Below are 23,391 nucleotides of genomic sequence, written 5' to 3' on the forward strand. Positions count from 1 at the left end.
CTCGTTCCGTAACGAGATAGGAAACGCAATGACCCGCGAAAAGGGGCAAGCCGCCGGATCGACCGACGAAAAAAAGGGCCGGCCCGAAGGCCAGCCCTGAAAGTTTTAGGAGAGGATGCCTGAAAGGCACCTCCTATGTGCAATGCGGGACGAAATATTGCAAGTGCGAAAAGAATATGGGAGTTGCAAAAAATGCATCTTGCCATTTTCCGCATTTTCCTGCTCAGTGCGGAGAGGATGCTTGAACCCCGGCTCGCGATGCGCCCGACAATAAGACATGACGCGGCGCAGCGCACCGGCTTAGATATTTGACGAGACATGCGCAGATTGCCGCCCCTAACGGCCCTGGAGGCCTTTGTTCAGGTTGCTCGCCTGGGCTCCGTCAAGGCGGCGGCGGAGGAGCTTGCGCTGTCGACTCCCGCGCTCAGCCGTCGCGTTCAGGCTCTGGAGCGCTTCATCGGCCGCCCCCTGTTCGACCGCAAGCACCAGGCGCTGGAGATCAACGCCGAAGGACAAAGGCTGCTGGACGATATCGCGCCCGCGCTTGATTCGCTGTCGCAGGCGCTGGAAAATATCCAGAGCGGCGGCAACCAGTTGCGCCTGCGCCTGGCGGTGATGCCGCTGTTCGCGACGCAGCGCCTGTTCCCGCATCTGGGCAAACTGCGTCAGCAGCATCCCCAGCTCCATATCGATATCGAAACGACGCCCCATGCGGTCGCGCGGCTGGGCGAAGGGCTGGACGCGGCGATCGTGCTGTCGAAGGATATCGACCCCGCACTCTACGCGCATGAGCTGGATCATGAAGAAGTCTATCTGATCGGCCGGCGCGAATTGCTGGAAGGAGCGCAGGCGCTCGCCTCGCCGACGGAACTGGCGCAACAGACTATCCTGCTCCACCGCGACATGGCGATGTCGTTCGACGCCTGGAAGGAAGCGGCGGGCCTGCCCGACCTGCAACCGCTGGCGATCGACAATTATGACTCGGGCCAGTTGATGCTGGAGGCCGCGGCCCAGGGGCTGGGCGTCGCGGTGATGCATGCCAGCCATTATGAACAGTCGGGCGATCCGCGACTGGTGCGGCTGTTCCCGATCCATGTCGAAAGCCCCTATCGCTACTTTTTCGTCTGCCGCCCGCGCGCTTTGCAGACCCGCGCCGTGCGCATTTTCCGCGACTGGCTGGTCAGCGCCGACATCTGATCCGATTCTTTTGCTGCCGACGCCTTAACCTTGTTCCGCGGCGTCCGTTATGAAGCGCATGAACGGGGCACAACCATCTTCCGCGAGCCCGCAGCATGGGCTGACCGACCGTCTGGCACGCTGGGCCAGGGGATTTTCTGGCAAATCCGAGGAGGATGTCGTCGAAGAGGAACATCGGCCGCGCAGTGGCACGGCGTCCAACCGGGAAATCAATCGCCGTCGGCAACTCTATGGCGATATCGGCGACTTTCTCTTCGCCCATGATCTCGATCTGACCCCGATCAATTTCAGCGTCGCGCTGGATTATCTGACCGGCGCCAATATCGGCGTCGAAAAGGCGATCAAGGCCGTGATGATGGAACGCGGCAAGATCACCAATGGCTGGATCGAATCGATCGCCGCCGAACAGCGCGCCGATGAAGTGACGCCCGAATCGCTGGCGACGATGCTGGACAAGGTGGAGGAAAATCTCATCCAGTTCACCGGCCTGATGCATGAATCGCGCAATTCGGCGAAGGATTATGGCGCCGCGCTGCAGGAACAGGCCAAGGATCTGGGCGAAGGCCGCAACAATGAGCCGGTGCTGGCCCGCCTGGTCGGCCTGACCCGGTCGATGGTCGAAAAGACACGCCAGGTCGAAAGTCAGCTCCGTGACAATCAGCGCCAGACCCAGGCGCTCAAGTCCAGTCTGGAAAATGCCCGCCGCGCCGCCGAGCATGACCACCTGACCGGCCTGCCCAACCGCCGCGCCTTCGAAGGCGTGCTGGGCGAAGAGATGCAGCAGGCGCTCGACAATGGCGAAGCGCTGTCGGTCGCCTTTTGCGACATAGACCATTTCAAGCTTATCAACGACACTCATGGCCATGACACGGGCGACCGGGTGTTGAAGTTCGTCGCCGGCCTGCTGGCCAAGGCGTCCAACGACCGTTGCCATGTCGCGCGGCACGGGGGCGAGGAGTTCGTGATGCTGTTCCGCGGCAAGACCGCCGCCGAAGCCTGCGAGGCGGTGGACAGCGTGCGCGAAGACCTGGCCAACCGCAGCCTCGTCAACCGCACCAATGGCGAGCGGATGGACCGGGTGAGCTTTTCCGCCGGCGTCGCCAATGTCCTGATCTACGACGATCCCCGCGCTGCGCTCAAGGCCGCAGACCGCGCCCTCTATCTGGCCAAGGAACATGGCCGCAACCGGGTCTATCTCGCGGCCGAAACGGACTAGAGGCGCTTAGAAATCCGGCTTCTCATAATGGGCCGGCGGGGTGATGACCTCCATCCGCTCGGACAGGAGCGGGCGGAAGGACGGGCGCGACTTGAAGCCCGCATACCAGCGCCTGACCGGCTCGTGCCCCGCCCAGTCGATTCCGCCCAGATAGTCCGCCACCGACAGATGCGCCGCCGCCGCAATATCGGCCAGGCTGAGCGTCCCGCCCGCCATCCAGCTACGATGGTCGAGCAGATAGTCCATATAGTCCATATGGACATTGGCGCGCTTCATCGCCTCGCGCAGGATGCGCGCGTCGGGCGGCGCGCGTTCGATCAGCCGCTTCTTCATCCGTTCGTGCAGCAAAGGCCCGACCACGTCGCCATAGAAATTCTGGTCGAAAAAGGCGGTCAGCCGTCGCACCTCCGCCCGTCCCGCGGCGGTGCCGGAGATAAGGGGGAATTTCTCCACCGTCTCCTCGAAATATTCGCAGATCGCCTGGCTGTCGATCAGCGTCACGCCCTTGTCCGCATCCGCCATCACCGGCGTCGTGCCGGCCGGGTTCAGGTCGAGAAACTCGTCGCGCATCGCCCAGGGCGATTCCCGCACCAGGTCATAGCCAATCCCCTTCTCGCCCAGGAGAAGCCGGACCTTGCGGGAAAAGGGGCAGAGCGGGAATTGATAAAGCAACCACATAAGCGACCCCTGTTAGGCGCGGGCGCGCCGCGGGGAAAGCGACAAAATGCTGCGACCATAGCTTCGTGCAACAGCGCTATTGTCCGAAGGGATGGCGCGATACGGCATGGTCCGGCCTTTCGATCCCGGCGGCGGCGCGATAGAAGGAACGCCAATAATGGTTTCGTGATGGAAAGGATGCCCGATGTCTGACGATTTCTTCCCGGTGCCGGAGGCATGGGCCAAGGACGCGCTGATGGACCGGGCGGCGCGCGACGCCGACTATGCGCGCTCGATCGAGGACAGCCACGGCTATTGGCTGGAACGGGCGCAGCGGCTGGACTGGATCGCGGCGCCGACCCTGACCAATGAAAGCAGTTTCGCCGAAGCCGATTTCGGCGTCAAATGGTTCGCCGACGGCGTGCTGAACGTCAGCGCCAATTGCATCGACCGCCATCTGGCGCAGCGGGCGGACCAGACCGCCATCCTGTGGGAACCCGATTCGCCCGATGCGCCGCCGCGCCGCTACAGCTATGCCCAACTGCACGAAGAGGTGTGCCGCCTCGCCAATGTGCTCAAGGCCGCCGGCGCGAAGAAGGGCGACCGCATCACCATCTATATGCCGATGATCCCGGAGGCCGCCTTCGCGCTGCTCGCCTGCGCGCGGATCGGCGCGGTCCACAGCGTCGTGTTCGGCGGTTTCTCGCCCGACGCGCTGGCCGGTCGCATCCAGGATTGCGATTCGAATATCGTCATCACCGCCGACGAAGGCCGCCGCGGCGGCAAGGCGGTGCCGCTCAAGGTCAATGTCGATGCCGCGCTCGTCCATTGCCCCAGCGTGAAGAAGGTCATCGTCGTCAAGGCGACCGGCGGGGCGGTGACGATGCAGGACGGCCGCGACCTGTGGCTGCATGAGGAAGCCGCCAAGACATCGCCCGACTGCCCGCCCGAACCGATGAACGCGGAAGACCCGCTGTTCATCCTCTACACCTCCGGCTCCACCGGCAAGCCCAAGGGCGTGCTGCACACGACCGGGGGCTATCTGCTCTGGGCGGCCCTCACGCACGAACTCTGCTTCGATTATCGCCCCGGCGACATCTACTGGTGCGCCGCCGATATCGGCTGGGTCACGGGCCACAGCTATATCGTCTATGGCCCGCTGGCGAACGGCGCGACGACGCTGATGTACGAAGGCGTCCCCAACTGGCCGACCCCCAGCCGCATCTGGGAAGTGGTGGACCGGCATCAGGTGCAGACCATCTTCACCGCCCCCACGGCGCTGCGCGCGCTGATGAAGGAAGGCGACGGCTTCGTCCATTCCACCAGCCGCGCCTCGCTGCGCCTGCTCGGCACGGTGGGCGAACCGATCAACCCGGAAGCCTGGCGCTGGTATCATGAAGTCGTGGGCGAAGGCCGCTGCCCGATCATCGACACCTGGTGGCAGACCGAGACGGGCGGCGCCATGATCGCCCCGACGCCGGGCGCCACCGATCTCAAGCCCGGCTCCGCCACCTTCCCCATGCCCGGCGTAGTGCCGCAGATCGTGGATGCGGAGGGCCATGTGCTGGACGGCGCGGCCGAGGGCAATCTCGTCATCGCGCAAAGCTGGCCGGGCCAGATGCGCACCGTCTGGGGCGATCATGACCGCTTCTTCCAGACCTATTTCACCACCTTCCCCGGCAAATATACCACCGGCGATGGCGCCCGGCGCGACGGCGACGGCTATTACTGGATCACCGGGCGCGTGGACGACGTCATCAACGTGTCGGGCCACCGCATGGGCACGGCGGAGGTCGAAAGCGCGCTGGTGCTGCATGAAAGCGTCGCGGAAGCCGCGGTCGTCGGCTTTCCCCACGACATCAAGGGCCAGGGCATCTACGCCTATGTGACGCTCAACAGCGGCGAGGATGCGACCGACGAACTGCGCAGGGCGCTGGTGCAATGGGTGCGCACCGAAATCGGCCCGATCGCCACGCCCGACGTCATCCAGTTCGCACCGGGCCTGCCCAAGACGCGGTCGGGCAAGATCATGCGCCGCATCCTGCGCAAGATCGCCGAGGGCGAGGTGTCCGCGCAGGCATTGGGCGACACCAGCACGCTGGCCGACCCGTCGGTGGTGGAAAATCTGGTCGCCAATCGTCAGGGATAGGGCGTCGGGTCGCCCGCGATTCGTTCCGCAATGATGCCAGGGCCGTCGGGTAGGATGGTCCTGGCGTCCGGCAGACATCCGTAAGAAGGAGCCGCCTATGGCCCGCTACACATCCGTCGCCCGCACCCTGCACTGGGCGATCGCCATCCTGATCCTCCTCAACCTCTTTTTCGGCTTCGCTCATGACGCCCTGCCCAAGGAGTGGGCGGTGATGCCGGTCCACAAGTCGATCGGCCTGACCGTGCTGGCGCTGACGCTGGTGCGGATCGTCTGGCGGCTGACCCACCCCGCCCCGCCGCTACCCGCGGCGATGCCGGCGTGGGAAAAGGGCGCGGCCCATGCGACGCATGTCCTTTTCTACGCGCTGATGCTGATCCTGCCGCTGTCGGGCTGGATCATGTCGTCGGCGGGTACGCGGCCGCTCAACTGGTTCTTCCTGTTCGACGTGCCGAAATTCGGCGTGGGCAAGGAAGACGCCATCGTCGGTCTGTCACGCCGGGCGCATGAACTGCTGCCCTGGCTGTGGGTCGCGCTGATCCTGCTGCATGTCGGCGCCGCCCTGCGCCATCATTTCATGCTCAAGGACGATGTGCTGCGACGGATGCTGTGAGCGGCGGGGCGACCATGGTCGCCCCGGCCGTCCCTCATCCTCTCTCGCGTTCGGGCTTGTGGGTGCACTCCCGCACGTCGAGCGCCTGCAATGTCGCCGCCATATGCTTGGCCAGCGGCTCCGCGCGCGGCTCTTCCGCGACCGGCTCGGCCTTGGACAGGCTGTTCATCCGGCTGCCGAGCAATTTGCACTCCGCCCGCCACCCCTTCATCGTTACGATGCGCTTGCGACTCTCGGTCTTGTAAACGCTACAGAATTGCGGAAGCATTTGCGCCCAATAGGGAAACTGGAACCCCTGCGAGATGATCGTCGAGGTCGTGCCCTGACAGGCCTGCGCCACTGCGCCCAGATCGCCGGTATCGGCTGCGGCGGATACCCGTTCGGCATGGTCGGCCCAATTCTTCCAGCCGGCCGCCTTGTCCGCCGCCCACGCCGTACCGGTCAACGTCGCCACAGCCAGCAATCCCGAAACCAATAGAAAATGTTTCTTCATAACACCCCCTCTCGACCCAAGAGGAAAGCTAACAGAAGCGACAAGAAATACTAATGAATTGCGCGTCGGATGCGGGGCATATACTTCAGATCAATTCACCGGTCAGCAACCGCGGCAGCGCACCCGACTGCCCGCGCGCTTCCGCCATGAAGCGTCCCTTGAGCGCGCCGCTGCGCTGCACCGCCGCCAGACCGGCACGCCGCACCAGCGACGGCAATTTGCCCGGCACGTCGAACAGCCGCACCAGCCCGTCCATCGCCACGCTGGTCATCATCGAATCGAGGCCGCGCCAGCGCTGGTAGCGCGCCAGCAATTGCGCATCGCCTGGATCGAGTCCCAGGCGCATGCCCTCCACCAGCACCTCGACCAGCGCGGCGACGTCGCGGAAGCCAAGGTTCACGCCCTGCCCCGCGATCGGATGGATCGCATGGGCGCTGTCGCCCACCAGCGCCAGCCGCGTGTCGGTGATCCGGGCCGCATGATGGAAGCCGAGCGGATAGGAGGAGCGCGGCCCCGCCAGTGCAATCTCGCCCAGAAAACCGCCGATCCGCTTCTGCGCTTCGGCCAGCCAGGCGCGTTCGGACAATTTCATCATCGCCGGCGCCTGCTCGGTCGGCACCGTCCATACCACAGCGGAGCGGGTGCCCGGCAGCATCGGCAACAGCGCGAAGGGGCCGCCGACATAGAAAATCTCATAGGCCGTATTGGCGTGCGGCACCTCATGGTCGATCGCCGTGACCATGGCGGTGTGCTTATATTGCCAGCGGGTGGTGTTGATCCCCGCCGCCTCGCGCGTGGGGCTGTTGCGCCCCTCCGCCGCGACCAGCAGCGCCCCCTGGATGGTGGCGCCGCTCGCCAGCGTCAACGTCACGCCATCGGCGTTGCGATCGACATGGATCGCGCGGTCGGGCTGGAAACGGGTGAGGTTGACGGCTTCGTCCGCCGTCTGCGCCAGCGCCACGCGCAGGTCGCGATTGGGAACCATCGTGCCCATCACGCCGTCGTCGGCGTCCGGCGCGAAATCCAGCGCGCCCGGCGCCAGCCCGTCGCTGACCCAGATACGGTCGATCGGGCAGCCCTTGCCTTCCAGATGCCTGCCCACGCCGATGGCGGTCATCATCGCATAGCTGGTCGAGCTGATCGCCGACACGCGGCCGTCGAACCCGGCGGCGGTCACGCCGACCGGATCGGCAGGGTCGATCACGGCGGTCTTCACGCCATGGCCGGAAAGAGCGATGCCCAGAGTGAGGCCGACAAGCCCACCCCCCAAAATCACGACGTCGAAGCGTTCCATGGGGCTGTGTCTAGGCGTTTGGGAGGGGATTGGGAAGTAGAGCAATCCTTAATTCCGTTCGGGCCGAGCCTGTCGAAACCCTTTCCTTCCGTCAAAAAGGAAAGGGTTTCGACAAGCTCAGGGCGAACGGAACTGGGTTTGCCGCTTAAGATTAAACCGTCCGGACCCAACCGGCCGGGTCGGCGACCACGCCGCGCTGAATGCCGGTCAGTTCGGCGCGCAGCGTCTCCGTCACCAGCCCGCCATCGCCATTGCCGATGGTGAAGTCCCCGTCCGTGCTCTTGACCGTGCCGATCGCGGTGACGACCGCCGCCGTGCCGCAGGCGAAGGCTTCGCGCAGCGTGCCGCTGGCGGCGTCGGCGCGCCACTGGGCGAAGCTATAGGGCTCCTCGCGCACGGCATGACCCTTGGCGCGGGCCAGGTCGATGATCGAATTGCGGGTGATGCCGGGCAGGATCGTGCCCCCCAGCGGCGGGGTGACGATCGACCCGTCGTCCATCACGAAGAAGACGTTCATGCCGCCCAGCTCCTCGACCCACTTATTTTCCGCAGCATCGAGGAAGACGACCTGGTCGCAGCCATGGCCGATCGCTTCCTTCTGCGCGACGAGGCTCGCGGCATAATTGCCGCCGCATTTGGCCGCGCCGGTGCCGCCGCGCGCCGCGCGGGTATAATGTTCCGACACCCACAGGGTCACGGCCTTCTTGCCGCCCTTGAAATAGGCGCCTGCGGGCGAAGCGATGACGCAGAAAATATATTCGTTGGACGGGCGGACGCCCAGGAACGTCTCACTCGCGAACAGGAAGGGGCGCAGATAGAGGCTGCCTTCGCCGGTCGGAATCCAGTCGGCGTCGATCTTCACCAATTGCTCGACCGCTTCCAGGAACAGGTCTTCGGGGATCGCCGGCATCGCCAGCCGTTCGGCCGATGCGGCGAAGCGGCGGGCATTCTCTTCCGGGCGGAACATGGCGATGCTGCCATCTTCCAGCCGATAGGCCTTCATCCCCTCGAAGATTTCCTGCGCATAATGCAGCACGGCGCAGGCGGGATCGAGCTGGAAGGGTTCGCGCGGGCCAACGGCATGGCTGTGCCAGCCCTGCCCCTCCGTATAGCGAATCGTCACCATATGGTCGGTGAAGAGCCGGCCGAAGCCCGGATCTTCCAGCAGCACCGCGCGCGCGTCAGCCGCCACAGCCTTGGTGCTGGGGGTAACGGTGAAACGCGACTTCTGCTCGACGGCCATGGTGAGTCTCCTTTTCTGGCTCGGATCGGCCGCCTATGTCATAGAGCGGCCTGCGAAACAATGGGTCATGCTTACTGACTAATTCTACAATTGGAAAAAGGCCAATTGTCCCCCGCTGGCCCCTTCCCGCCCGCGCGACGTCCTTGTATCGCTTGCGCCATGCATTTTTTCTCGGACAACGCCACCCGCATCAGCCCCGCCGTGATGGCGGCCATCGCCGCGGCCGACCAGGCCGACCATGGCTATGATGGCGACGCCTGGAGCGCACGGCTGGACGGGGCGTTCAGCGCCCTGTTCGACACCCCGGTCAGCACCCCGGTCCATGCGCTGTGGATCGCGACCGGCACGGCGGCGAACAGCATCGCGCTGGCGTGCCTCTGTCCCCCCTATGGCGGCGTGATCTGCCATGAGGAAGCGCATATCGTCGTCGATGAATGCGGCGCGCCGGGCTTCTTCACCCATGGCGCGACGCTGATGCCGCTACCCGGCGCGGGCGCGAAGCTGACGCCGGACGTCGTCGCCGACCGGCTGAAGGCGATCCGTCCCGACGTGCATCAGGTGCCGGCCCGCGCGATCAGCATCACCAACGCCACCGAATATGGTCTGGTCTACAGCCCGGACGAAGTCGCGGCGCTGGGCGAACTGGCCAGGGCGCATGGCCTGGGCTTTCACATGGATGGGGCGCGCTTCGCCAATGCGGTCGCGCATCTGGGCTGCGCGCCCGCCGACGTCACCTGGCGCGCGGGGGTGGATGCGCTCAGCTTCGGCTGCGTCAAAAATGGCGGCATGATCGGCGAGGCGCTGCTCTTCTTCGGCGAACAGGCCGCAGCACGCGCGGCCGAAGCGAAGCGCTGGCGCAAGCGGTCGGGGCATCTCTTCTCCAAGGGCCGCTATCTCGCCGCCCAGATTTTGGCGATGGTCGAGGGCGATCTGTGGCTGGCCAATGCCCGCGCGGCCAATGCGGCGGCGCGGGCGCTTGCCGGTGGCGCCGCCGGCCGCCTGCTCCACCCGGTGCAGGCGAACGAACTGTTCATCCGCCTGTCCGCCGACGAGGCCGCCCTGTTGCGCGCGCAGGGCTTCGATTTCTACGACTGGGGCGAGGGCGCGGCGCGGCTGGTCACCAACTGGGCGCAGGACGCGGCCAGCGTCGCGCCGCTGGCGCAGGCGCTCAAGGCGCTCACCGATGGCTGAGAGCAGATCGAACGGCGTCATCCTGCCTTTCATCCTCGTCACCCTGATCTGGAGTTCGACCTGGATCGTGATCCGAGACCAGATCGGCTCGGTCCCGGCCAGTTGGTCGGTCTGCTACCGTTTCCTGCTCGCCGGCATCGCCATGGCCGCCTTCGCCCGACTGCGCGGCGTGTCGCTCAATATCGGCGGGGCGGGCCTGCTCTACGCTGCGCTGCTGGGCGTGGCGCAGTTCGTCCTGAACTTCAACTTCGTCTATCGGGCGGAACATTATCTGACCTCCGGCGTGGTCGCGGTCGTCTATGCGATGCTGCTGATCCCCAATTCGATCCTCGCCTGGCTGATCTTCCGGGTGTCGGTAAGCCGCGCCTTCATCGGCGGGTCGCTGGTCGCGGTGACGGGCATCATACTCATGCTGCTGCACGAATATCATGCCGCCCCAATGCAAAACGATATAGCTCGGCCCGACATGGTGCTGCTGGGCGCGGCCTTCTCGCTCGCCGGCCTGATGAGCGCCTCGGCCGCCAATGTCATGCAGGGCATGGACATCGCCCGGCGGCTGCCGATGGTGGCGGTGCTGGCCTGGGCGATGCTGATCGGCGCCGGGGTGGACGCGCTCTTCGCCTGGGCCACCGTCGGCCCGCCGCAGTTCGACATGCGGTGGGGCTATGTGCTGGGCATAGGCTGGCTGGGGATCGCCGGGTCGGTCGTGACCTTCCCGCTCTACTTCACCCTGATCCAGCGCATGGGCGCGGGCCGCGCCGCCTATACCAGCGTGCTGATCCCGGTGATCGCGATGCTGATCTCCACCGTGGCGGAGGGCTATCGCTGGAGCGCGCTGGCGATCGTCGGCGCGCTGCTGGCGATCGCGGGGATGGGCATCGCGCTGCGCTCGAAGGCGGCTTAGCGCATCGTGCGGAAAAGCAGGAACCGGTTTTCCGCTAAAAACGATGCGAAAACAAAAAACCAGAGCGTCCGGCCCGCATTCGATTAAACGCAGCGCGCGCTAGCGCATCGCCCCCGGCTGGTAGCGCCGCTTGGCGGCATCGACCTTGGCGAGCAGGCTGGCGACCGATTCGGGCGAAGTCGCGGGGCGGCCGGGCGCGGACAGATGCTGCATCCGGTCGCTGAGCGCGGAAAAGGCCTTGTCGATACGGGTCATGGGATCGTCCTCGCTGAATGACGATCCCGTCTTCGCGTGATCCGGTTAACAAGGCGTAAACCATGCGCCGACCCGCTTCACAGGCAGGCGCGCAACCCCTGGCGGTAGGTCGGATAGAGCGGCGCCCAGCCCAGCAGCCGCTTCGCCCGGCCATTGGCGACGCGGCGATTTTCGGCATAGAAGCCGCGCGCCATCGGCGACAGGGCGGCCTCCCCCATGGTCTGGAGCGGCGGCCAGGGCCGGCCCAGCAGGTCGCAGGCCGCCTCGATCACGTCGTTCTGCGCGCAGGGCAGGTCGTCAGCCAGATTATAGACGCCGGGCGGTCCATCGAAGCTGGCGATCGCCCCGGCGACGATGTCATCCACATGGACGCGGCTGAAGACCTGATCGGGCAGGGCGATGCGATGCGCCTTTCCCTCGCGCACCCGGTCCAGCGCCGATCGCCCCGGCCCATAAATGCCCGGCAGGCGAAAGCGGCGCATGTCGGGACGCAGCGCGCCCCAGTCGGCGTCGGCGGCGGCCCGCGCGGTGCGCCGCCCCTGCCCCACCGGGCTGGCCTCATCCACCCAGGCGCCGGCCGCATCGCCATAGACGCCGGTGGACGACAAATAGCCGGTCCACAACGCCGGCGCGGCGGCGATGGCCTGGCCATAGCGGATCAGCACGGGGTCCACGCCTCCTTCGGGCGGGACGGAGGAGAGAATGTGGGTCGCGCCGGCGATGGCGGCGCGGACGGCTGGCTCATCATCGAAGGCAAGGATATCCGAGTCGGCGTGACGCCTGACGCCGGTAACGCGCCACCCTTCCCCACGCAGGCGACCGGCCAGGCGAGCGGCGGTATAGCCCATGCCGAGGATGAGCAGATGCGGCAATACAACCCACCTCCGTTCGGCTGTTGCGCCCTAGACCGTGAAGCTCTCGCCACAGCCGCAGCTACCCTTGGCGTTGGGGTTGTTGAAGACGAAACCGGCGGTGAAATCATCCTCCACCCAGTCCATCGTCGATCCGATCAGGTACAGCACCGACGCGCCGTCGATATAGAGCACCCCGCCCGGCGTCTCGATCTTCTCGTCGAACGTGGTCTCTTCCGACACATAGTCGACCGAATAGGCCAGGCCCGAACAGCCGCGCTTGGGGGTGGAGAGCTTGACCCCGATCGCGCCCTCGGGCGCTTGGCGCATCAGTTCGGCGATGCGCGCCTGCGACGTCGGCGTCAGGATGACGGCGGCGGGGCGCGCGCGGGTCTTGGTCTGCACGTCGGTCATCAGAGCATCCCCAGTTCCAGCTTCGCCTCGTCGCTCATCTTCTGCGGGTCCCATGGCGGATCCCAGACCAGATTGACCTGCGCATCGCCCACGCCCGGCACCGCGCCGACGCGCAGTTCGACTTCGCCCGGCATGGATTCGGCGACCGGGCAATGCGGCGTGGTCAGCGTCATGGTGACGACGGCATGGCCATCGTCCGTCAAGTCGACCCCGTAGATCAGGCCCAGATCATAGATGTTGACCGGGATTTCCGGATCGAAAATCTCCTTCAGCGCCTCGATGATCGCGTCATATAGATCGCCCCCCGGTTCGCCGGCCGGCACGTCGCTGGGCTTGGCGGACAGGAAGCCGTCCAGATAGTCGCGCTGGCGCGGCGCCGCATCCGCGGCCTCTTCGACGCGCGCCTTGGGCGGGGTTTCGACCGCCTCGACTTCCTCGATCATGATCTTATGCTCTTCGCTCATCCGAAGATTTTCCTTACCCGTTCAAGTCCGCGCACCAGCGCATCCACGTCGCTCTCGTCGCTATAGATGCCGAAGCTGGCCCGTGCGGTCGCCTCGACGCCCAGATGCCGCATCAGCGGCTGTGCGCAATGATGGCCGGCCCGGATCGCGACGCCCGTTTCGTCCAATATGGTGCCGACATCATGCGGATGCACCCCCTCTACCTCGAAAGAGAGGATTCCCGCGCTGTCGTCCGGCCCGAACAGGCGGACGCTGTTGATATTCTCCAGCGCCGCCCGCGCCTTGGCCACCAGCGCGCACTCATGGGCGTGGACCCTGTCCAACCCGATGCCCTGTACATAGTCGATCGCCGCCGAAAGCCCGACGACGCCGGTGATGTGCGGCGTCCCCGCCTCGAACCGGGTCGGCGCGGGCGCGTAGGTGGTCTTTTCGAACGTCACCTTGTCGATCATCGATCCGCCGCCCTGATAGGGGGGCATGGCGTCCAGCAGTTCGGCCCGCCCCCACAGCACGCCGATGCCGGTCGGGCCATAGAGTTTGTGCGCGGAAAAGACGTAGAAATCGCAGTCCATCGCAGCCACGTCGATCGCCAGCCGCGGCACCGCCTGGCAGCCGTCGATCAATATCTTCGCGCCCACCATATGGGCGATGTCGGCAGCGCGGCGCACGTCCAGCACGCTGCCCAGCACGTTGGACACATGGGCCAGCGCGACCATCCGGTGCTGCGGCGTAATCATCGCGCGCATCGCGTCGAGGTCGATCTTGCCGTCCTGCGTCAGCGGCACGACGTCGATCGCGGCGCCGACTTTCTCCGCGACGATCTGCCACGGCACGATATTGCTGTGATGCTCCAGCGTGGACAGCAGGATGCGGTCGCCCGCCTTGAGCTGCGTCCCGGCCCAGCATTGCGCGACCAGGTTGATCCCCTCGGTCGCGCCGCGGACATAGACGATTTCCCCGTCGCTCGCCGCGCCGATGAAGCCCGCCACCTTCCGCCGCGCCGCTTCATAGGCGAGCGTCATATTGGCCGACCGCTCGTACACGCCGCGATGCACCGTCGCATAGTCCGGGCCATAGGCGCGCGCGATCGCGTCGATCACGGCGTTGGGCTTTTGCGCGGTGGCGGCGCTGTCGAGATAGTGCCAGTCCCCGACACCGGGGAAATCGTCCCGCAGCCGCAAAGTCTGGGCCAGATCGGTCATACCAGGGCCTCCAGCTTGGCGATCGCGGCCGCTTCCAGCACATCCTTGACCGCCTCGTCCGCGACGTCGTCGAACACGCCCGCGACGAAGGAGCGCAGCAGCAGCGTCTTGGCCGTCGCCGGGTCCATGCCCCGGCTCGCCATGTAGAAGAGCGCCGTCTTGTCCAGTTCGCCCACGGTCGCGCCATGGGCGCATTTCACGTCGTCGGCGAAGATTTCCAGCTCCGGCTTGGCGTTCGCCGTCGCCGTCCGGTCCAGCAGCATCGCCTTGATCGACTGGAAGGCGTCGGTGCGCTGCGCATTGCGCGCGACATTGATGCTGCCCAGATAGCTGCCGGTCGCACGCTGCCCCAGGATCGACCGGATCGTCTGGCCGCTGGTCGAATCGGGCTTGGCATGGGTGACGCTGGTGATGATCTCCAGCGTCTGGTCGCCGCCGCCCAATATCGCGCCATTGAGCTCGAAATGCGCCTGGCTGCCGAGCGTCACGGTGAAGGTCACACGCCCCAGCTTGCCGCCGATATTCAACACATGGAAATCGCACCGCGCCCCGTCGGCGATGGTGATGACATAGTCATGCACCGCCGCCGTCCCATCCGCCGCGTCCTGCACCAGATGATGACGCGCCGTATCGCCTTCGGCCACGTCGATCCGCGTCGGCGCGGGCGTCGGCCAAATCGCGGCGACAGCCTCGACATCGCTATAGCGCCAGTCTTCGTCCTTGCGCGTGGGGAGAGCGAGCACAGTCATTCCCCGCCTCCGTTCGCTTCGAGCGAAATCGAGAAGCGGCTAGCGCTGCGCCTGCGTTTCTCGACCTTGGCCTGTCCTGAGCGCCTGCCTTGGCAGGCCGTCGAAGGGCTCGAAACGAACGGCAGTTGTGTTGCATTGCTCACGCCACCACCTCGGCATAGCCTTCGCGTTCCAGCTCCAGCGCCAGTTCCGGCCCGCCCGACTTCACGATCCGGCCCGCCGCCAGCACATGGACGAAGTCCGGCTTCACATAATCGAGCAGCCGCTGATAATGGGTGATGAGCAGCACGGCCTTGTCGCTCTTGCGCATGATCGCGTTGATCCCCGCGCCCACGATCTTCAATGCGTCGATGTCGAGGCCGGAGTCCGTCTCGTCGAGGATGGCGAGCCTGGGGTCGAGGATGCCCATCTGCACCATTTCGGCGCGCTTCTTCTCGCCGCCCGAAAAGCCGACATTCACCGGCCGCTTGAGCATTTCCATGTCGAGGCCCAGCAGCGCGGCTTTTTCCTTGGCGAGGCGGATGAACTCGCCGCCGTTCAATTCCTTCTCGCCCCGCGCGCGGCGCTGGCTATTGAGGCTTTCGCGCAGGAATTGCAGGTTGGAGACGCCGGGAATCTCGACCGGATATTGGAAGCCCAGGAACAGCCCGGCGGCGGCGCGTTCATGCGGCTCCAGTTCGAACAGGTCCGCACCCTCGAACGTCGCCGTGCCGCCGGTCACATCATAGCCCGGCCGCCCGCCCAGCGTATAGGCCAGCGTCGACTTGCCCGCGCCGTTCGGCCCCATGATCGCATGGATTTCGCCCGCGTTGATGGTCAGCGACAATCCCTTCAGGATCGCCTTGCCGTCGATTTCGTTGGTCAGATTGTCGATCGTCAGCATCTCTTACCCCTTATGCGCCCGCTCGAGCGTCCGCGCGGTCCAGAACGCCATGTCGCGCACGTCGCCCGGCGCGGGAAACAGCGTGTCGATATGCCGCTTGATCGGCATATAGGGCCACCAGTCGGCATCCGGCTCCGGCGCGCCCTTTTCCAGCAGCGCGACGACGAATTCGCTGACCGGCCCCATGCGGGCCAGGTTGGGCGCCTTCGCCTTGTGGAAAGCCTTGTCCTTGCGCAGCTTCTCGGTGAAGGCGACGTCGCCGGCCTCCAGCGCCGCGCGACTCTGCGCCTCATAGGCGTCGAGGTCGCCGAAATCGGCGCGCGCACGCGGCTCCAGCTCGCCCTCTTCCAGCTCATAATCCTCGGTCAGGATCCGGATCGCAGCGGTCCATGACTGGCCATTGCCGACATCCTCCGCAAAATCCGCAAGGGCATCCTGAATATCGTCTTCGTCGCTCATCTAGTCACTCGTCTTTTCATTGATCTCGAAAAGCCCCTCCCCTTCAGGGGAGGGGTTGGGGTGGGGGTTGTGCCAACGGTCAGGTGCAGTCTCCAAAACAGCCAGCAACCTTTCGCACACACCTTCCAAATTCGTCATCACATCAGCATTCCCGAAACGAATGACGTGATAGCCCTGTTCGCTCAGCCGATGATCACGCTCAGAATCCGAACCATCAGCGTGCGTATCGCCGTCGATCTCAACGATGACGGCTTTCTGCGGACACAGAAAATCAGCAACAGCGTAACCGGCAACCGCCTGCCGTCGGAATTTATAGCCGCCCAGCTTTGAACCCGACAGGACACGCCAAAGCCGCTTTTCCGGCTCGGTCGGATCGTGCCGCATCTTGCGCGCACGATCTTGCATCGTAGAAAGCTGCCGCACGGACAGCCCCCACCCCCACCCCCGGCCCCTCCCCTGAAGGGGAGGGGAGTCCATGGGTTGCCCCTTGTCCCTCACCCCACGCTGCCTTCCAGCGAAATCCCCAGCAGCTTCTGCGCCTCGACCGCAAACTCCATCGGCAACTGCTGCAGCACTTCGCGCGCGAAGCCGTTGACGATCAGCGACACCGCGCTCTCCGCATCCAGCCCGCGCTGCATCGCATAGAAAAGCTGGTCGTCGGAAATCTTTGACGTCGTCGCTTCATGCTCGATCTGCGCGCTCGGATTACGCACCTCGATATAAGGCACGGTATGCGCGCCGCACTGATCCCCCAGCAGCAGGCTGTCGCACTGGGTAAAGTTGCGCACCCCTTCCGCCCCCGGCGCCACCCGCACCAGCCCGCGATAGGTGTTGTTGGACCGCCCGGCGCTGATCCCCTTCGACACGATGGTCGAGCGCGACCCCTTGCCGTTATGGATCATCTTGGTGCCGGTGTCGGCCTGCTGCCTGTTGTTGGTCAGCGCCACCGAGTAAAACTCGCCGACGCTATTCTCGCCATTCAGCACACAGGACGGATATTTCCAGGTGATCGCGGACCCCGTCTCGACCTGCGTCCACGACACCTTGCTGTTCCTGCCCTGACACAGCGCCCGCTTGGTCACGAAATTATAGATGCCGCCCTTGCCGTCGGCGTCGCCGGGATACCAGTTCTGGACGGTCGAATATTTGATCTCGGCGTCGTCCAGCGCGACCAGTTCGACGACGGCCGCGTGCAACTGATTCTCGTCGCGCATCGGCGCGGTGCAGCCCTCCAGATAGGAGACATAGCTGCCCTCGTCCGCGACGATCAGAGTCCGCTCGAACTGCCCCGTATTCTCCGCGTTGATGCGAAAATAGGTGGACAATTCCATCGGGCAACGCACCCCCTTGGGGATATAAACGAACGTCCCATCGGAAAAGACCGCACAGTTCAATGTCGCGAAATAATTGTCGTGCATCGGCACGACCTTGCCCAGCCATTTGCGGATCAGGTCGGGATATTCGCGCACCGCCTCGCTGATCGAGCGGAAGATGACCCCCGCTTCCTCCAGCTCCTTGCGGAAGGTCGTGGCGACCGACACGCTGTCGAACACCGCATCCACCGCGACCCGGCGCGAACCCTTCACCCCTGCCAGCACTTCCTGTTCGGCGATGGGAATGCCCAGCTTTTTGTAGGTCGCCAATATCTCCGGATCGACCTCGTCCAGGCTGTCCAGCTCCACCTTCTTCTTCGGCTCGGCGTAATAATAGGCGTCCTGATAGTCGATCGGCGGGACGTTGAGCTTCGCCCAGTCCGGCGGCGTCATCGTCTTCCACATGGCGAACGCCTTCAGCCGCCAGTCGAGCAGCCATTGCGGCTCCTTCTTCTTGGCGGAAATGAAGCGGACCGTATCCTCGTTCAGCCCCTTGGGCGCGAAATCCTGTTCGATCGCCGACGACCAGCCATGTTCGTAGGTGGAGGCGCGATCGGCCGCCTCCTGCGCTTCGGCGTTACGGCCAGAATAGCCTTGAACGGTGGTTGCTTGTTCGGTCATGCCATTTCTCTGCTAAGGCTGGCGATGGTGACGCCGGCAAGGGCGGATCGGATCGCTTCATTGGCAACGTTCATATGCGGGCGGATGCGGCAGTCGGTTTCCAGATTGCAGTCATGCGCGCCCTGCTCGTTGCAGGCGGTCATGGCGATCGGCCCTTCGACCGCCTCCACCACATCGGCCAGCGTGATCGTGGCGGGTGGGCGCGACAGCCGCACGCCGCCGCCCGTACCGCGGCTCGACTCGAGCAACCCGGCCGCCGACAGCCGGCTCACCAGCTTCTGGGCGGTGGGCAGCGGAATGCCGGTTTCGGCGCTCAATGTGGTCGCGTTCATCTTCGCTACGCGCTGCGATTCCGCCGGGGCAAGCCCAGCGTGGCCGCAATGGCGCGCGGCGGCGGACATCAACACGACCGCATAGTCGGCAAAGCTCGATAATTTCATATCAATTGCGAACCATTCTCAAATCGGACTGATTCCATCCGATTGGCCGCATGTGGTCCGCCGAGCGCCGATAATCAAGGCAATTTTGCTTGGCCGCCCTTAACTCAGGCGATTCAGCACCGCCACGTCGCCGCCCAGCGAGCGGCGCAGGAGCGTCAGTTGCGCCACCGCGGACGGCTCGGTCTGCAACTGGTGCGGGGTCAGGCCGATGAAATGCTTGATCTCCCGGATGAAGTGCGACTGGTCGTAAAAGCCGCCCTCCTCGCAAAGCTGCTGCCAGCTCACTCCGTCCAGCGCGATGCGCGCGGAACAGCGCAGGGCCCGATATTTGCGCGCCAGCAGCTTGGGCGCCGCGCCATAATATTTATTGGCAAGGCGAGCGAGCTGGCGCGGCGACAGGCCGGTGGTTTCGGCCAGCACCTCGATCCGCGGCGATCCTTCGTCCATCAGCCAGGCGTCGATCGCCGCCAGCAATTCCCACGTCGCGGGGCGCAGCGGTCGCGTCAGCCGCCCCAGTTCGCTCCAGCACAGCGCGGCCATCGCGTCGGCATCGTCGCCCAGCGCGCGCAACCTGTCCAGCAGCCGGGCATAGACGTCGCCCCGTTCGGCCGCGAGATCGCACAGCCCGTCCGCCAGCGCGCTGGCGTCGCCGCCGTGCAGCGCCAGCCAGCCGGCGGGCAGCAGGGAAATGCCCATCACCCGCAACGGCCGGTCGACTTCGAATCGAGTCGCGCCCATGGTCGGCCCCAGCAGGCAGACGTCGGGCGTCGCCATCACGGTTCCGTCCTGGAAATGATAGTCGCCGCCACCCTCCAGCATCAGCCGCAACTGCGGCACGTCGGCGCGGGTGAAGTCGGCATAGCGATCGGCCGCGACGGTGAAATAATAGAGCGATCCGAAATAGGCGCGCAGATGCGCAGGCGGTGCGAAATAGCGCAGCCGGACAGGCCCCTGCGCGGCATCGACCGTATAGGACAGCGGCCCGCGGTCATCCGGCAACGCGACTGCGTGCGCCACATTATCGCTGTGATGCGACCCCATTTTTTCACCCCTGCCGGTCACTATGCGCCAACACGGGCGCGGCGCAAGCGGCCGGACGGAAAAATTGTAAAGTTTTTCGACAGCTAGCAGCCGCAGCCCAAAAAAAATGACCCGGCGGTTTGCACCGCCGGGTCAGTAAAAGGTCTCATTGGCCATAGGCCAGAGAGCCTTCGGGTCGCAAGGCGGCTTTACGCCCGAATCACAGCAACTTTATTGGATGAAACGGACATTTTCGGCGCGCAAACGGTGTCATTCATGACGTTTCTTGTCATGAAATAACCCGAACCCTCCGCTGTTGCCCCATGGCCACAGTGACTCGACGGACGAAGGGTCCGCTGGCATAGGCAGGGCCATGTCCTATCGCCTGATCCGCCCGCTGCTGTTCGCCCTGGATGCCGAGCGCGCCCACCATCTCTCGATCGCCGCGCTGCGGCTGATGCCGACGCCCGCGCCGCTGGCGCCCGACCCGATGCTGGAGTCGGTGGTGGCGGGAATCCGCTTTCCCAACCCGGTCGGCCTGGCCGCGGGCTATGACAAGGACGGGCGCATCGCCCACAAGATGCACGGGCTGGGCTTCGGATTCGCCGAACTGGGCACGCTGACCCCGCTGGCCCAGCCGGGCAATCCCCAGCCGCGCCTGTTCCGCCTGGTCGAGGACCGCGCCGTCATCAACCGCTTCGGCTTCAACAATGGCGGCCAGGGCGCCGCGGCGGACCGGATCGCGCGCTATCGCCGGCCGGTGGAGAGCGGCGGCCCGGTGATCGGCATCAATATCGGCGCGAACAAGGATGCGACCGCGGCCGGGCGCGGCATCGCCGACTATGCGACCGGCGTCACCTGCATGGCGCCGCTGGCCGACTATCTGACCGTCAACATCTCCTCCCCCAACACGCCGGGCCTGCGCGCGTTGCAGGGCCGGGCGGCGCTCGACGATCTGCTCTCGGCGGTGATGGCCGCGCGGGGCGCGGGAACGACACCCATCTTCCTGAAAGTCGCCCCCGACTTGGAACCGGCCGATGTCGAGGATATCGCCGCCGCCTGCCTCGACCATCGCGTCGATGCGCTGATCGTGTCCAACACCACCATCACCCGCCCCGCGCTGCGATCGGCCCTTGCTGGCGAAGCGGGCGGCCTGTCCGGCGCGCCGCTGACCGGCCTGTCGCTGGCGCGGCTCAAGGACTTTCGCCGCCTCACCGGCACCCGCCTGCCCCTGATCGGCGTGGGCGGCATCGCCAATGCGGAACAGGCCTATGCCCGCCTCCGCGCCGGCGCCTCGCTGGTCCAGCTCTACAGCGCGCTGGTCTATGAAGGGCCGTATCTCGCGAAACGGATCAATGCCGGGCTGAAGGCGCTGATGGCGCGGGATGGCGTGAAAACGATCGGCGAGGCGATCGGGGTCGACGTGCAATAGGATCGCGTCAGGGGCGATGCAGCGTCACTTTGAGCGTCTCGAAATCCGCCGGGCCGGACGAATGTTCATGCACGATCCGCCACCGACCGTCCCGACGCCGAAGGGACCAGCTCGTCCTGTTTTCCAGCGCGCGCAATTCTTCGCCCGATGGCGCGATGGCGGCGTAGCGCGTCGTGGCGCACCAGACGGCCCAGTCGTCCCCGACCAGACTCTTCTCCGGCGTGAATGTGACTTTGACGCGCTCTTCGCCCAGCGATGCAAACCAGTCCCGCACCATGGCCGCCCATGCATCCCGGCCTTCATAAGACCATGGCCCCCATGCATCGAAGACAAGCACGTCCATGTCGTATAAGGACAGGAAAGCGGCCTCGTCTTTCTCGTAGACGGCCAGGGCATATGCGTCCGCGAGTGTATCTATGCTGTCCATATGCCGATGCTAACGCCTGTATCGCCTGTCTGCTATCGCGAAAGTCGGTCTGGACGAGCCGGCTGTTGTTGATCGCGACCGCCCAGAACCGCCACAAAGGGTTGCCGCGCGCAACCTTATGGCTAGGGTGACGGCCATGATCTCCCGCCTTCCCGGCCTGCTGGCCCCGTTCGCCCTCCTCGCCCTCATCCCCGCGTCCGCCCTCGCCCGCGAGCCGGTGTCGACCAACGCCACCGTGTCCGCCGCCGATCCGCGCGCGGCGCAGGCGGGGCAGGAGATATTGCGCAGGGGCGGCAGCGCGACCGATGCCGCGATCGCGATGATGCTGACGTTGAACGTCGTGGAACCGCATAATAGCGGCATCGGCGGCGGTGGATTCCTGATGCATCATGACGGCGCGACCGGCCTGCTGGAATCGATCGATGGGCGCGAAACCGCGCCGGCCGCTGCCCGGCCGGATCGCTTCATGGGACCGGACGGCAAGCCCCTGCCCTTCATTCAGGCCTGGCCGGGCGGCTATTCGGCCGGCGTGCCGGGCAATCTGCGCATGGCGTGGGACGCGCACAAGAAATGGGGCAAGCTGCCCTGGGCCGATCTGTTCGCGCCCGCGATCCGCTACGCGCAGGATGGCTTCGACCTGGGCGAACGCACCGCCACAGCGCTGCGCGCGACCCAGAGCATCTGGGCCGACTTCCCCGAAATCCAGAAAGCCTTCTGGATCGACGGCGCCCCGCCGCCCGTCGGCACCCACCTCAAAAACCTGCCGCTCGCCGCCCTGTTCAAGCGGATCGCGGCGGAAGGCCCGGACGCCTTCTACACCGGCGAAAACGCCCGCCTCATCAGCCAGGCCGTCACCCATGCGCCCAAGAATCCGGTGCCGATGACGGAAGCGGATCTGGCCGGCTATCAGGCCAAGCCGCGCAAGCCGGTCTGCGGTCACTATCGCGCCTATACCGTCTGCGGCATGGGGCCGGCGTCGGCCGGTGGCGTCACCGTGCTGGAGATTCTCGGCATGGTCGAACGCTTCCCGCTCGCCCAATGGGGCAAGGACGATCCACGTAGCTGGCATGTCATCGGCGAAGCGATGCAACTGGCCTATGCCGATCGCGACACATGGCTGGGCGATCCCGATTTCGTGTCGGTGCCGGTCAGCGGCATGATCGATCCCGCCTATCTGAAACAGCGCTCGTCGCTCATCCGCCTGAACAAAGCATTGAATGTCTACAAGCCCGGTACGCCCCCCGGCGCCCGGCCGCGCACCGCGTCGCTGCCCCAGCCCGAAAGCGGCACCAGCCATTTCGTCGCGGTGGATCGCAATGGCGACATCGCCGCCTGGACCTCCACGATCGAAAGCTTCTTCGGCAGCCAGCTGATCGCCAATGGCGTGATCCTGAACAATGAACTGACCGATTTCAGCTTCACGCCCGAAAAGGACGGCAAGCCGGTCGCCAACCGGGTGGAGGCGGGCAAGCGCCCCCTCTCCTCCATGTCGCCGACCATCGTCTATGACGACAAGGGCACGCCGATCTTCACCGTCGGCGCGGCGGGCGGCAAGACCATCATCATGCAGGTCGCCAAGGCGCTGATCGCGCATTTCGACTGGGGCCTGTCCGCGCAGGAGTCGATCGCGCACGGCCTCCTCTTCTTCAACGGCGACGGGCTGGTGCTGGAACAGGGCACCTCGCTGGAGGCGATGAAGGCGCCGCTGGAGAAACTGGGCCACCGCGTCAGCGTCAACCGCATGGGCCTCAAGGCCAATGCCGCCGAACGCATGGCCGACGGCCACTGGGTCGGCGCCGCCGACCCGCGCAGTCCGGGGGTTTCGTTGCAGGAGTGAAGCCGGTCTT

The 23,391-nt window shown here is 65.4% G+C and carries 25 protein-coding genes; 8 read left to right on the forward strand and 17 right to left on the reverse strand.

Annotated features, from left to right (window positions below):
- Positions 1-318: 318 nt before the first annotated feature.
- Entirely contained in the window at positions 319-1,197 is an 879-nt protein-coding gene (locus tag ABT375_RS10555) for a LysR substrate-binding domain-containing protein (RefSeq protein WP_261936048.1), read from the forward strand.
- 58 nt (positions 1,198-1,255) lie between these two features.
- The gene (locus ABT375_RS10560) at positions 1,256-2,413 is read left to right on the forward strand and encodes a GGDEF domain-containing protein (protein ID WP_261936680.1); all 1,158 of its coding nucleotides are present in this window, start codon (positions 1,256-1,258) and stop codon (positions 2,411-2,413) included.
- 6 nt (positions 2,414-2,419) lie between these two features.
- Here the strand turns inward: ABT375_RS10560 and ABT375_RS10565 are convergent, their stop codons facing one another.
- Positions 2,420-3,091, reverse strand: a complete 672-nt coding sequence (locus tag ABT375_RS10565; protein WP_224548189.1) for a glutathione S-transferase family protein — start codon at positions 3,089-3,091, stop codon at positions 2,420-2,422.
- 184 nt (positions 3,092-3,275) lie between these two features.
- Between ABT375_RS10565 and acs the strand changes: the two genes are divergently transcribed.
- A complete protein-coding gene (acs, locus tag ABT375_RS10570; protein WP_416462384.1) occupies positions 3,276-5,219 on the forward strand; it encodes an acetate--CoA ligase in 1,944 nt (647 codons plus the stop codon).
- A gap of 97 nt (positions 5,220-5,316) precedes the next feature.
- Positions 5,317-5,829 (forward strand): cytochrome b, encoded by a 513-nt coding sequence (locus tag ABT375_RS10575; protein ID WP_416462385.1) that lies wholly within the window; start codon positions 5,317-5,319, stop codon positions 5,827-5,829.
- Between the two features lie 34 nt (positions 5,830-5,863).
- Here ABT375_RS10575 and ABT375_RS10580 read toward each other — a convergent pair whose 3' ends face one another.
- The 3 genes from ABT375_RS10580 to ABT375_RS10590 all read right to left on the reverse strand — a co-directional run bounded on the left by ABT375_RS10580 (position 5,864) and on the right by ABT375_RS10590 (position 8,859).
- Positions 5,864-6,322: a hypothetical protein gene (locus tag ABT375_RS10580; protein ID WP_416462386.1), complete on the reverse strand. Its 459-nt coding sequence runs from the start codon at positions 6,320-6,322 to the stop codon at positions 5,864-5,866.
- An 85-nt stretch (positions 6,323-6,407) separates the two neighbouring features.
- The gene (locus ABT375_RS10585) at positions 6,408-7,616 is read right to left on the reverse strand and encodes a UbiH/UbiF/VisC/COQ6 family ubiquinone biosynthesis hydroxylase (RefSeq protein WP_224548194.1); all 1,209 of its coding nucleotides are present in this window, start codon (positions 7,614-7,616) and stop codon (positions 6,408-6,410) included.
- Between the two features lie 151 nt (positions 7,617-7,767).
- On the reverse strand, positions 7,768-8,859 hold the full coding sequence (locus ABT375_RS10590; protein WP_224548196.1) for a branched-chain amino acid aminotransferase: 1,092 nt from the start codon (positions 8,857-8,859) through the stop codon (positions 7,768-7,770).
- Positions 8,860-9,018: 159 nt separating this feature from the next.
- On the opposite strand from ABT375_RS10590, the gene ABT375_RS10595 reads away from it, so the two are divergent.
- On the forward strand, positions 9,019-10,050 hold the full coding sequence (locus tag ABT375_RS10595) for a threonine aldolase family protein (RefSeq protein WP_416462387.1): 1,032 nt from the start codon (positions 9,019-9,021) through the stop codon (positions 10,048-10,050).
- Positions 10,043-10,954 carry a DMT family transporter gene (locus tag ABT375_RS10600; RefSeq protein WP_224548201.1) on the forward strand — a complete coding sequence of 304 codons (912 nt, stop codon included), beginning with the start codon at positions 10,043-10,045 and terminating at the stop codon, positions 10,952-10,954. Before ABT375_RS10595 ends, ABT375_RS10600 begins: the two co-directional genes overlap by 8 nt.
- A gap of 99 nt (positions 10,955-11,053) precedes the next feature.
- On the opposite strand, the gene ABT375_RS10605 is transcribed toward ABT375_RS10600, so the two are convergent.
- From ABT375_RS10605 to ABT375_RS10660, 12 genes are all read right to left on the reverse strand, one after another.
- Positions 11,054-11,209, reverse strand: a complete 156-nt coding sequence (locus ABT375_RS10605) for a hypothetical protein (protein WP_224548202.1) — start codon at positions 11,207-11,209, stop codon at positions 11,054-11,056.
- A gap of 77 nt (positions 11,210-11,286) precedes the next feature.
- The gene (locus ABT375_RS10610; RefSeq protein WP_416462388.1) at positions 11,287-12,081 is read right to left on the reverse strand and encodes an SDR family NAD(P)-dependent oxidoreductase; all 795 of its coding nucleotides are present in this window, start codon (positions 12,079-12,081) and stop codon (positions 11,287-11,289) included.
- A gap of 30 nt (positions 12,082-12,111) precedes the next feature.
- Entirely contained in the window at positions 12,112-12,474 is a 363-nt protein-coding gene (locus ABT375_RS10615; protein WP_224548204.1) for a HesB/IscA family protein, read from the reverse strand.
- Positions 12,474-12,938, reverse strand: coding sequence for an SUF system Fe-S cluster assembly protein (locus ABT375_RS10620; RefSeq protein WP_416462389.1), 465 nt, complete (start codon positions 12,936-12,938; stop codon positions 12,474-12,476). Before ABT375_RS10620 ends, ABT375_RS10615 begins: the two co-directional genes overlap by 1 nt.
- Positions 12,935-14,140 carry an aminotransferase class V-fold PLP-dependent enzyme gene (locus ABT375_RS10625; protein ID WP_261936041.1) on the reverse strand — a complete coding sequence of 402 codons (1,206 nt, stop codon included), beginning with the start codon at positions 14,138-14,140 and terminating at the stop codon, positions 12,935-12,937. The genes ABT375_RS10620 and ABT375_RS10625 overlap by 4 nt, the downstream gene beginning before the upstream one ends.
- The gene (locus ABT375_RS10630; RefSeq protein ID WP_416462390.1) at positions 14,137-14,889 is read right to left on the reverse strand and encodes a SufD family Fe-S cluster assembly protein; all 753 of its coding nucleotides are present in this window, start codon (positions 14,887-14,889) and stop codon (positions 14,137-14,139) included. The genes ABT375_RS10625 and ABT375_RS10630 overlap by 4 nt, the downstream gene beginning before the upstream one ends.
- A gap of 139 nt (positions 14,890-15,028) precedes the next feature.
- The gene (gene sufC / locus ABT375_RS10635; protein ID WP_416462391.1) at positions 15,029-15,772 is read right to left on the reverse strand and encodes a Fe-S cluster assembly ATPase SufC; all 744 of its coding nucleotides are present in this window, start codon (positions 15,770-15,772) and stop codon (positions 15,029-15,031) included.
- Positions 15,773-15,775: 3 nt separating this feature from the next.
- A complete protein-coding gene (locus ABT375_RS10640; protein ID WP_261936039.1) occupies positions 15,776-16,231 on the reverse strand; it encodes a hypothetical protein in 456 nt (151 codons plus the stop codon).
- A complete protein-coding gene (locus tag ABT375_RS10645; protein ID WP_416462392.1) occupies positions 16,232-16,654 on the reverse strand; it encodes an endonuclease domain-containing protein in 423 nt (140 codons plus the stop codon). It lies immediately after the preceding gene.
- 71 nt (positions 16,655-16,725) lie between these two features.
- Positions 16,726-18,225: a Fe-S cluster assembly protein SufB gene (gene sufB / locus ABT375_RS10650; RefSeq protein ID WP_224548211.1), complete on the reverse strand. Its 1,500-nt coding sequence runs from the start codon at positions 18,223-18,225 to the stop codon at positions 16,726-16,728.
- Positions 18,222-18,665 (reverse strand): RrF2 family transcriptional regulator, encoded by a 444-nt coding sequence (locus tag ABT375_RS10655; protein ID WP_224548213.1) that lies wholly within the window; start codon positions 18,663-18,665, stop codon positions 18,222-18,224. The genes sufB and ABT375_RS10655 overlap by 4 nt, the downstream gene beginning before the upstream one ends.
- Before the next feature lie 99 nt (positions 18,666-18,764).
- The gene (locus tag ABT375_RS10660) at positions 18,765-19,706 is read right to left on the reverse strand and encodes a helix-turn-helix domain-containing protein (RefSeq protein ID WP_261936036.1); all 942 of its coding nucleotides are present in this window, start codon (positions 19,704-19,706) and stop codon (positions 18,765-18,767) included.
- A gap of 352 nt (positions 19,707-20,058) precedes the next feature.
- Here ABT375_RS10660 and ABT375_RS10665 point away from each other — a divergent pair, with 352 nt between their 5' ends.
- Entirely contained in the window at positions 20,059-21,117 is a 1,059-nt protein-coding gene (locus ABT375_RS10665; protein ID WP_416462393.1) for a quinone-dependent dihydroorotate dehydrogenase, read from the forward strand.
- Between the two features lie 7 nt (positions 21,118-21,124).
- Here ABT375_RS10665 and ABT375_RS10670 read toward each other — a convergent pair whose 3' ends face one another.
- The gene (locus ABT375_RS10670; RefSeq protein WP_416462394.1) at positions 21,125-21,544 is read right to left on the reverse strand and encodes a YybH family protein; all 420 of its coding nucleotides are present in this window, start codon (positions 21,542-21,544) and stop codon (positions 21,125-21,127) included.
- A gap of 136 nt (positions 21,545-21,680) precedes the next feature.
- Here ABT375_RS10670 and ggt point away from each other — a divergent pair, with 136 nt between their 5' ends.
- On the forward strand, positions 21,681-23,381 hold the full coding sequence (gene ggt, locus ABT375_RS10675) for a gamma-glutamyltransferase (RefSeq protein WP_416462395.1): 1,701 nt from the start codon (positions 21,681-21,683) through the stop codon (positions 23,379-23,381).
- Positions 23,382-23,391 lie beyond the last annotated feature (10 nt).

Source organism: Sphingomonas sp. VDB2 (assembly GCF_047946695.1).
GTDB lineage: Bacteria > Pseudomonadota > Alphaproteobacteria > Sphingomonadales > Sphingomonadaceae > Sphingobium > Sphingobium bisphenolicum.

Bases quoted from the DNA above. Each gene is read 5' to 3' on its own strand.
- ABT375_RS10670 (WP_416462394.1), bottom strand. From the start codon at position 21,544: ATGGACAGCATAGATACACTCGCGGACGCATATGCCCTGGCCGTCTAC.
- ggt (WP_416462395.1), top strand. From the start codon at position 21,681: ATGATCTCCCGCCTTCCCGGCCTGCTGGCCCCGTTCGCCCTCCTCGCC.
- ABT375_RS10615 (WP_224548204.1), bottom strand. From the start codon at position 12,474: ATGACCGACGTGCAGACCAAGACCCGCGCGCGCCCCGCCGCCGTCATC.
- ABT375_RS10555 (WP_261936048.1), top strand. From the start codon at position 319: ATGCGCAGATTGCCGCCCCTAACGGCCCTGGAGGCCTTTGTTCAGGTT.
- ABT375_RS10600 (WP_224548201.1), top strand. From the start codon at position 10,043: ATGGCTGAGAGCAGATCGAACGGCGTCATCCTGCCTTTCATCCTCGTC.
- ABT375_RS10580 (WP_416462386.1), bottom strand. From the start codon at position 6,322: ATGAAGAAACATTTTCTATTGGTTTCGGGATTGCTGGCTGTGGCGACG.
- ABT375_RS10620 (WP_416462389.1), bottom strand. From the start codon at position 12,938: ATGAGCGAAGAGCATAAGATCATGATCGAGGAAGTCGAGGCGGTCGAA.
- acs (WP_416462384.1), top strand. From the start codon at position 3,276: ATGTCTGACGATTTCTTCCCGGTGCCGGAGGCATGGGCCAAGGACGCG.
- ABT375_RS10575 (WP_416462385.1), top strand. From the start codon at position 5,317: ATGGCCCGCTACACATCCGTCGCCCGCACCCTGCACTGGGCGATCGCC.
- ABT375_RS10595 (WP_416462387.1), top strand. From the start codon at position 9,019: ATGCATTTTTTCTCGGACAACGCCACCCGCATCAGCCCCGCCGTGATG.
- ABT375_RS10605 (WP_224548202.1), bottom strand. From the start codon at position 11,209: ATGACCCGTATCGACAAGGCCTTTTCCGCGCTCAGCGACCGGATGCAG.
- ABT375_RS10655 (WP_224548213.1), bottom strand. From the start codon at position 18,665: ATGAAATTATCGAGCTTTGCCGACTATGCGGTCGTGTTGATGTCCGCC.
- ABT375_RS10590 (WP_224548196.1), bottom strand. From the start codon at position 8,859: ATGGCCGTCGAGCAGAAGTCGCGTTTCACCGTTACCCCCAGCACCAAG.
- ABT375_RS10660 (WP_261936036.1), bottom strand. From the start codon at position 19,706: ATGGGGTCGCATCACAGCGATAATGTGGCGCACGCAGTCGCGTTGCCG.
- ABT375_RS10585 (WP_224548194.1), bottom strand. From the start codon at position 7,616: ATGGAACGCTTCGACGTCGTGATTTTGGGGGGTGGGCTTGTCGGCCTC.
- ABT375_RS10630 (WP_416462390.1), bottom strand. From the start codon at position 14,889: ATGACTGTGCTCGCTCTCCCCACGCGCAAGGACGAAGACTGGCGCTAT.
- ABT375_RS10640 (WP_261936039.1), bottom strand. From the start codon at position 16,231: ATGAGCGACGAAGACGATATTCAGGATGCCCTTGCGGATTTTGCGGAG.
- ABT375_RS10625 (WP_261936041.1), bottom strand. From the start codon at position 14,140: ATGACCGATCTGGCCCAGACTTTGCGGCTGCGGGACGATTTCCCCGGT.
- ABT375_RS10560 (WP_261936680.1), top strand. From the start codon at position 1,256: ATGAACGGGGCACAACCATCTTCCGCGAGCCCGCAGCATGGGCTGACC.
- sufB (WP_224548211.1), bottom strand. From the start codon at position 18,225: ATGACCGAACAAGCAACCACCGTTCAAGGCTATTCTGGCCGTAACGCC.
- ABT375_RS10665 (WP_416462393.1), top strand. From the start codon at position 20,059: ATGTCCTATCGCCTGATCCGCCCGCTGCTGTTCGCCCTGGATGCCGAG.
- sufC (WP_416462391.1), bottom strand. From the start codon at position 15,772: ATGCTGACGATCGACAATCTGACCAACGAAATCGACGGCAAGGCGATC.
- ABT375_RS10565 (WP_224548189.1), bottom strand. From the start codon at position 3,091: ATGTGGTTGCTTTATCAATTCCCGCTCTGCCCCTTTTCCCGCAAGGTC.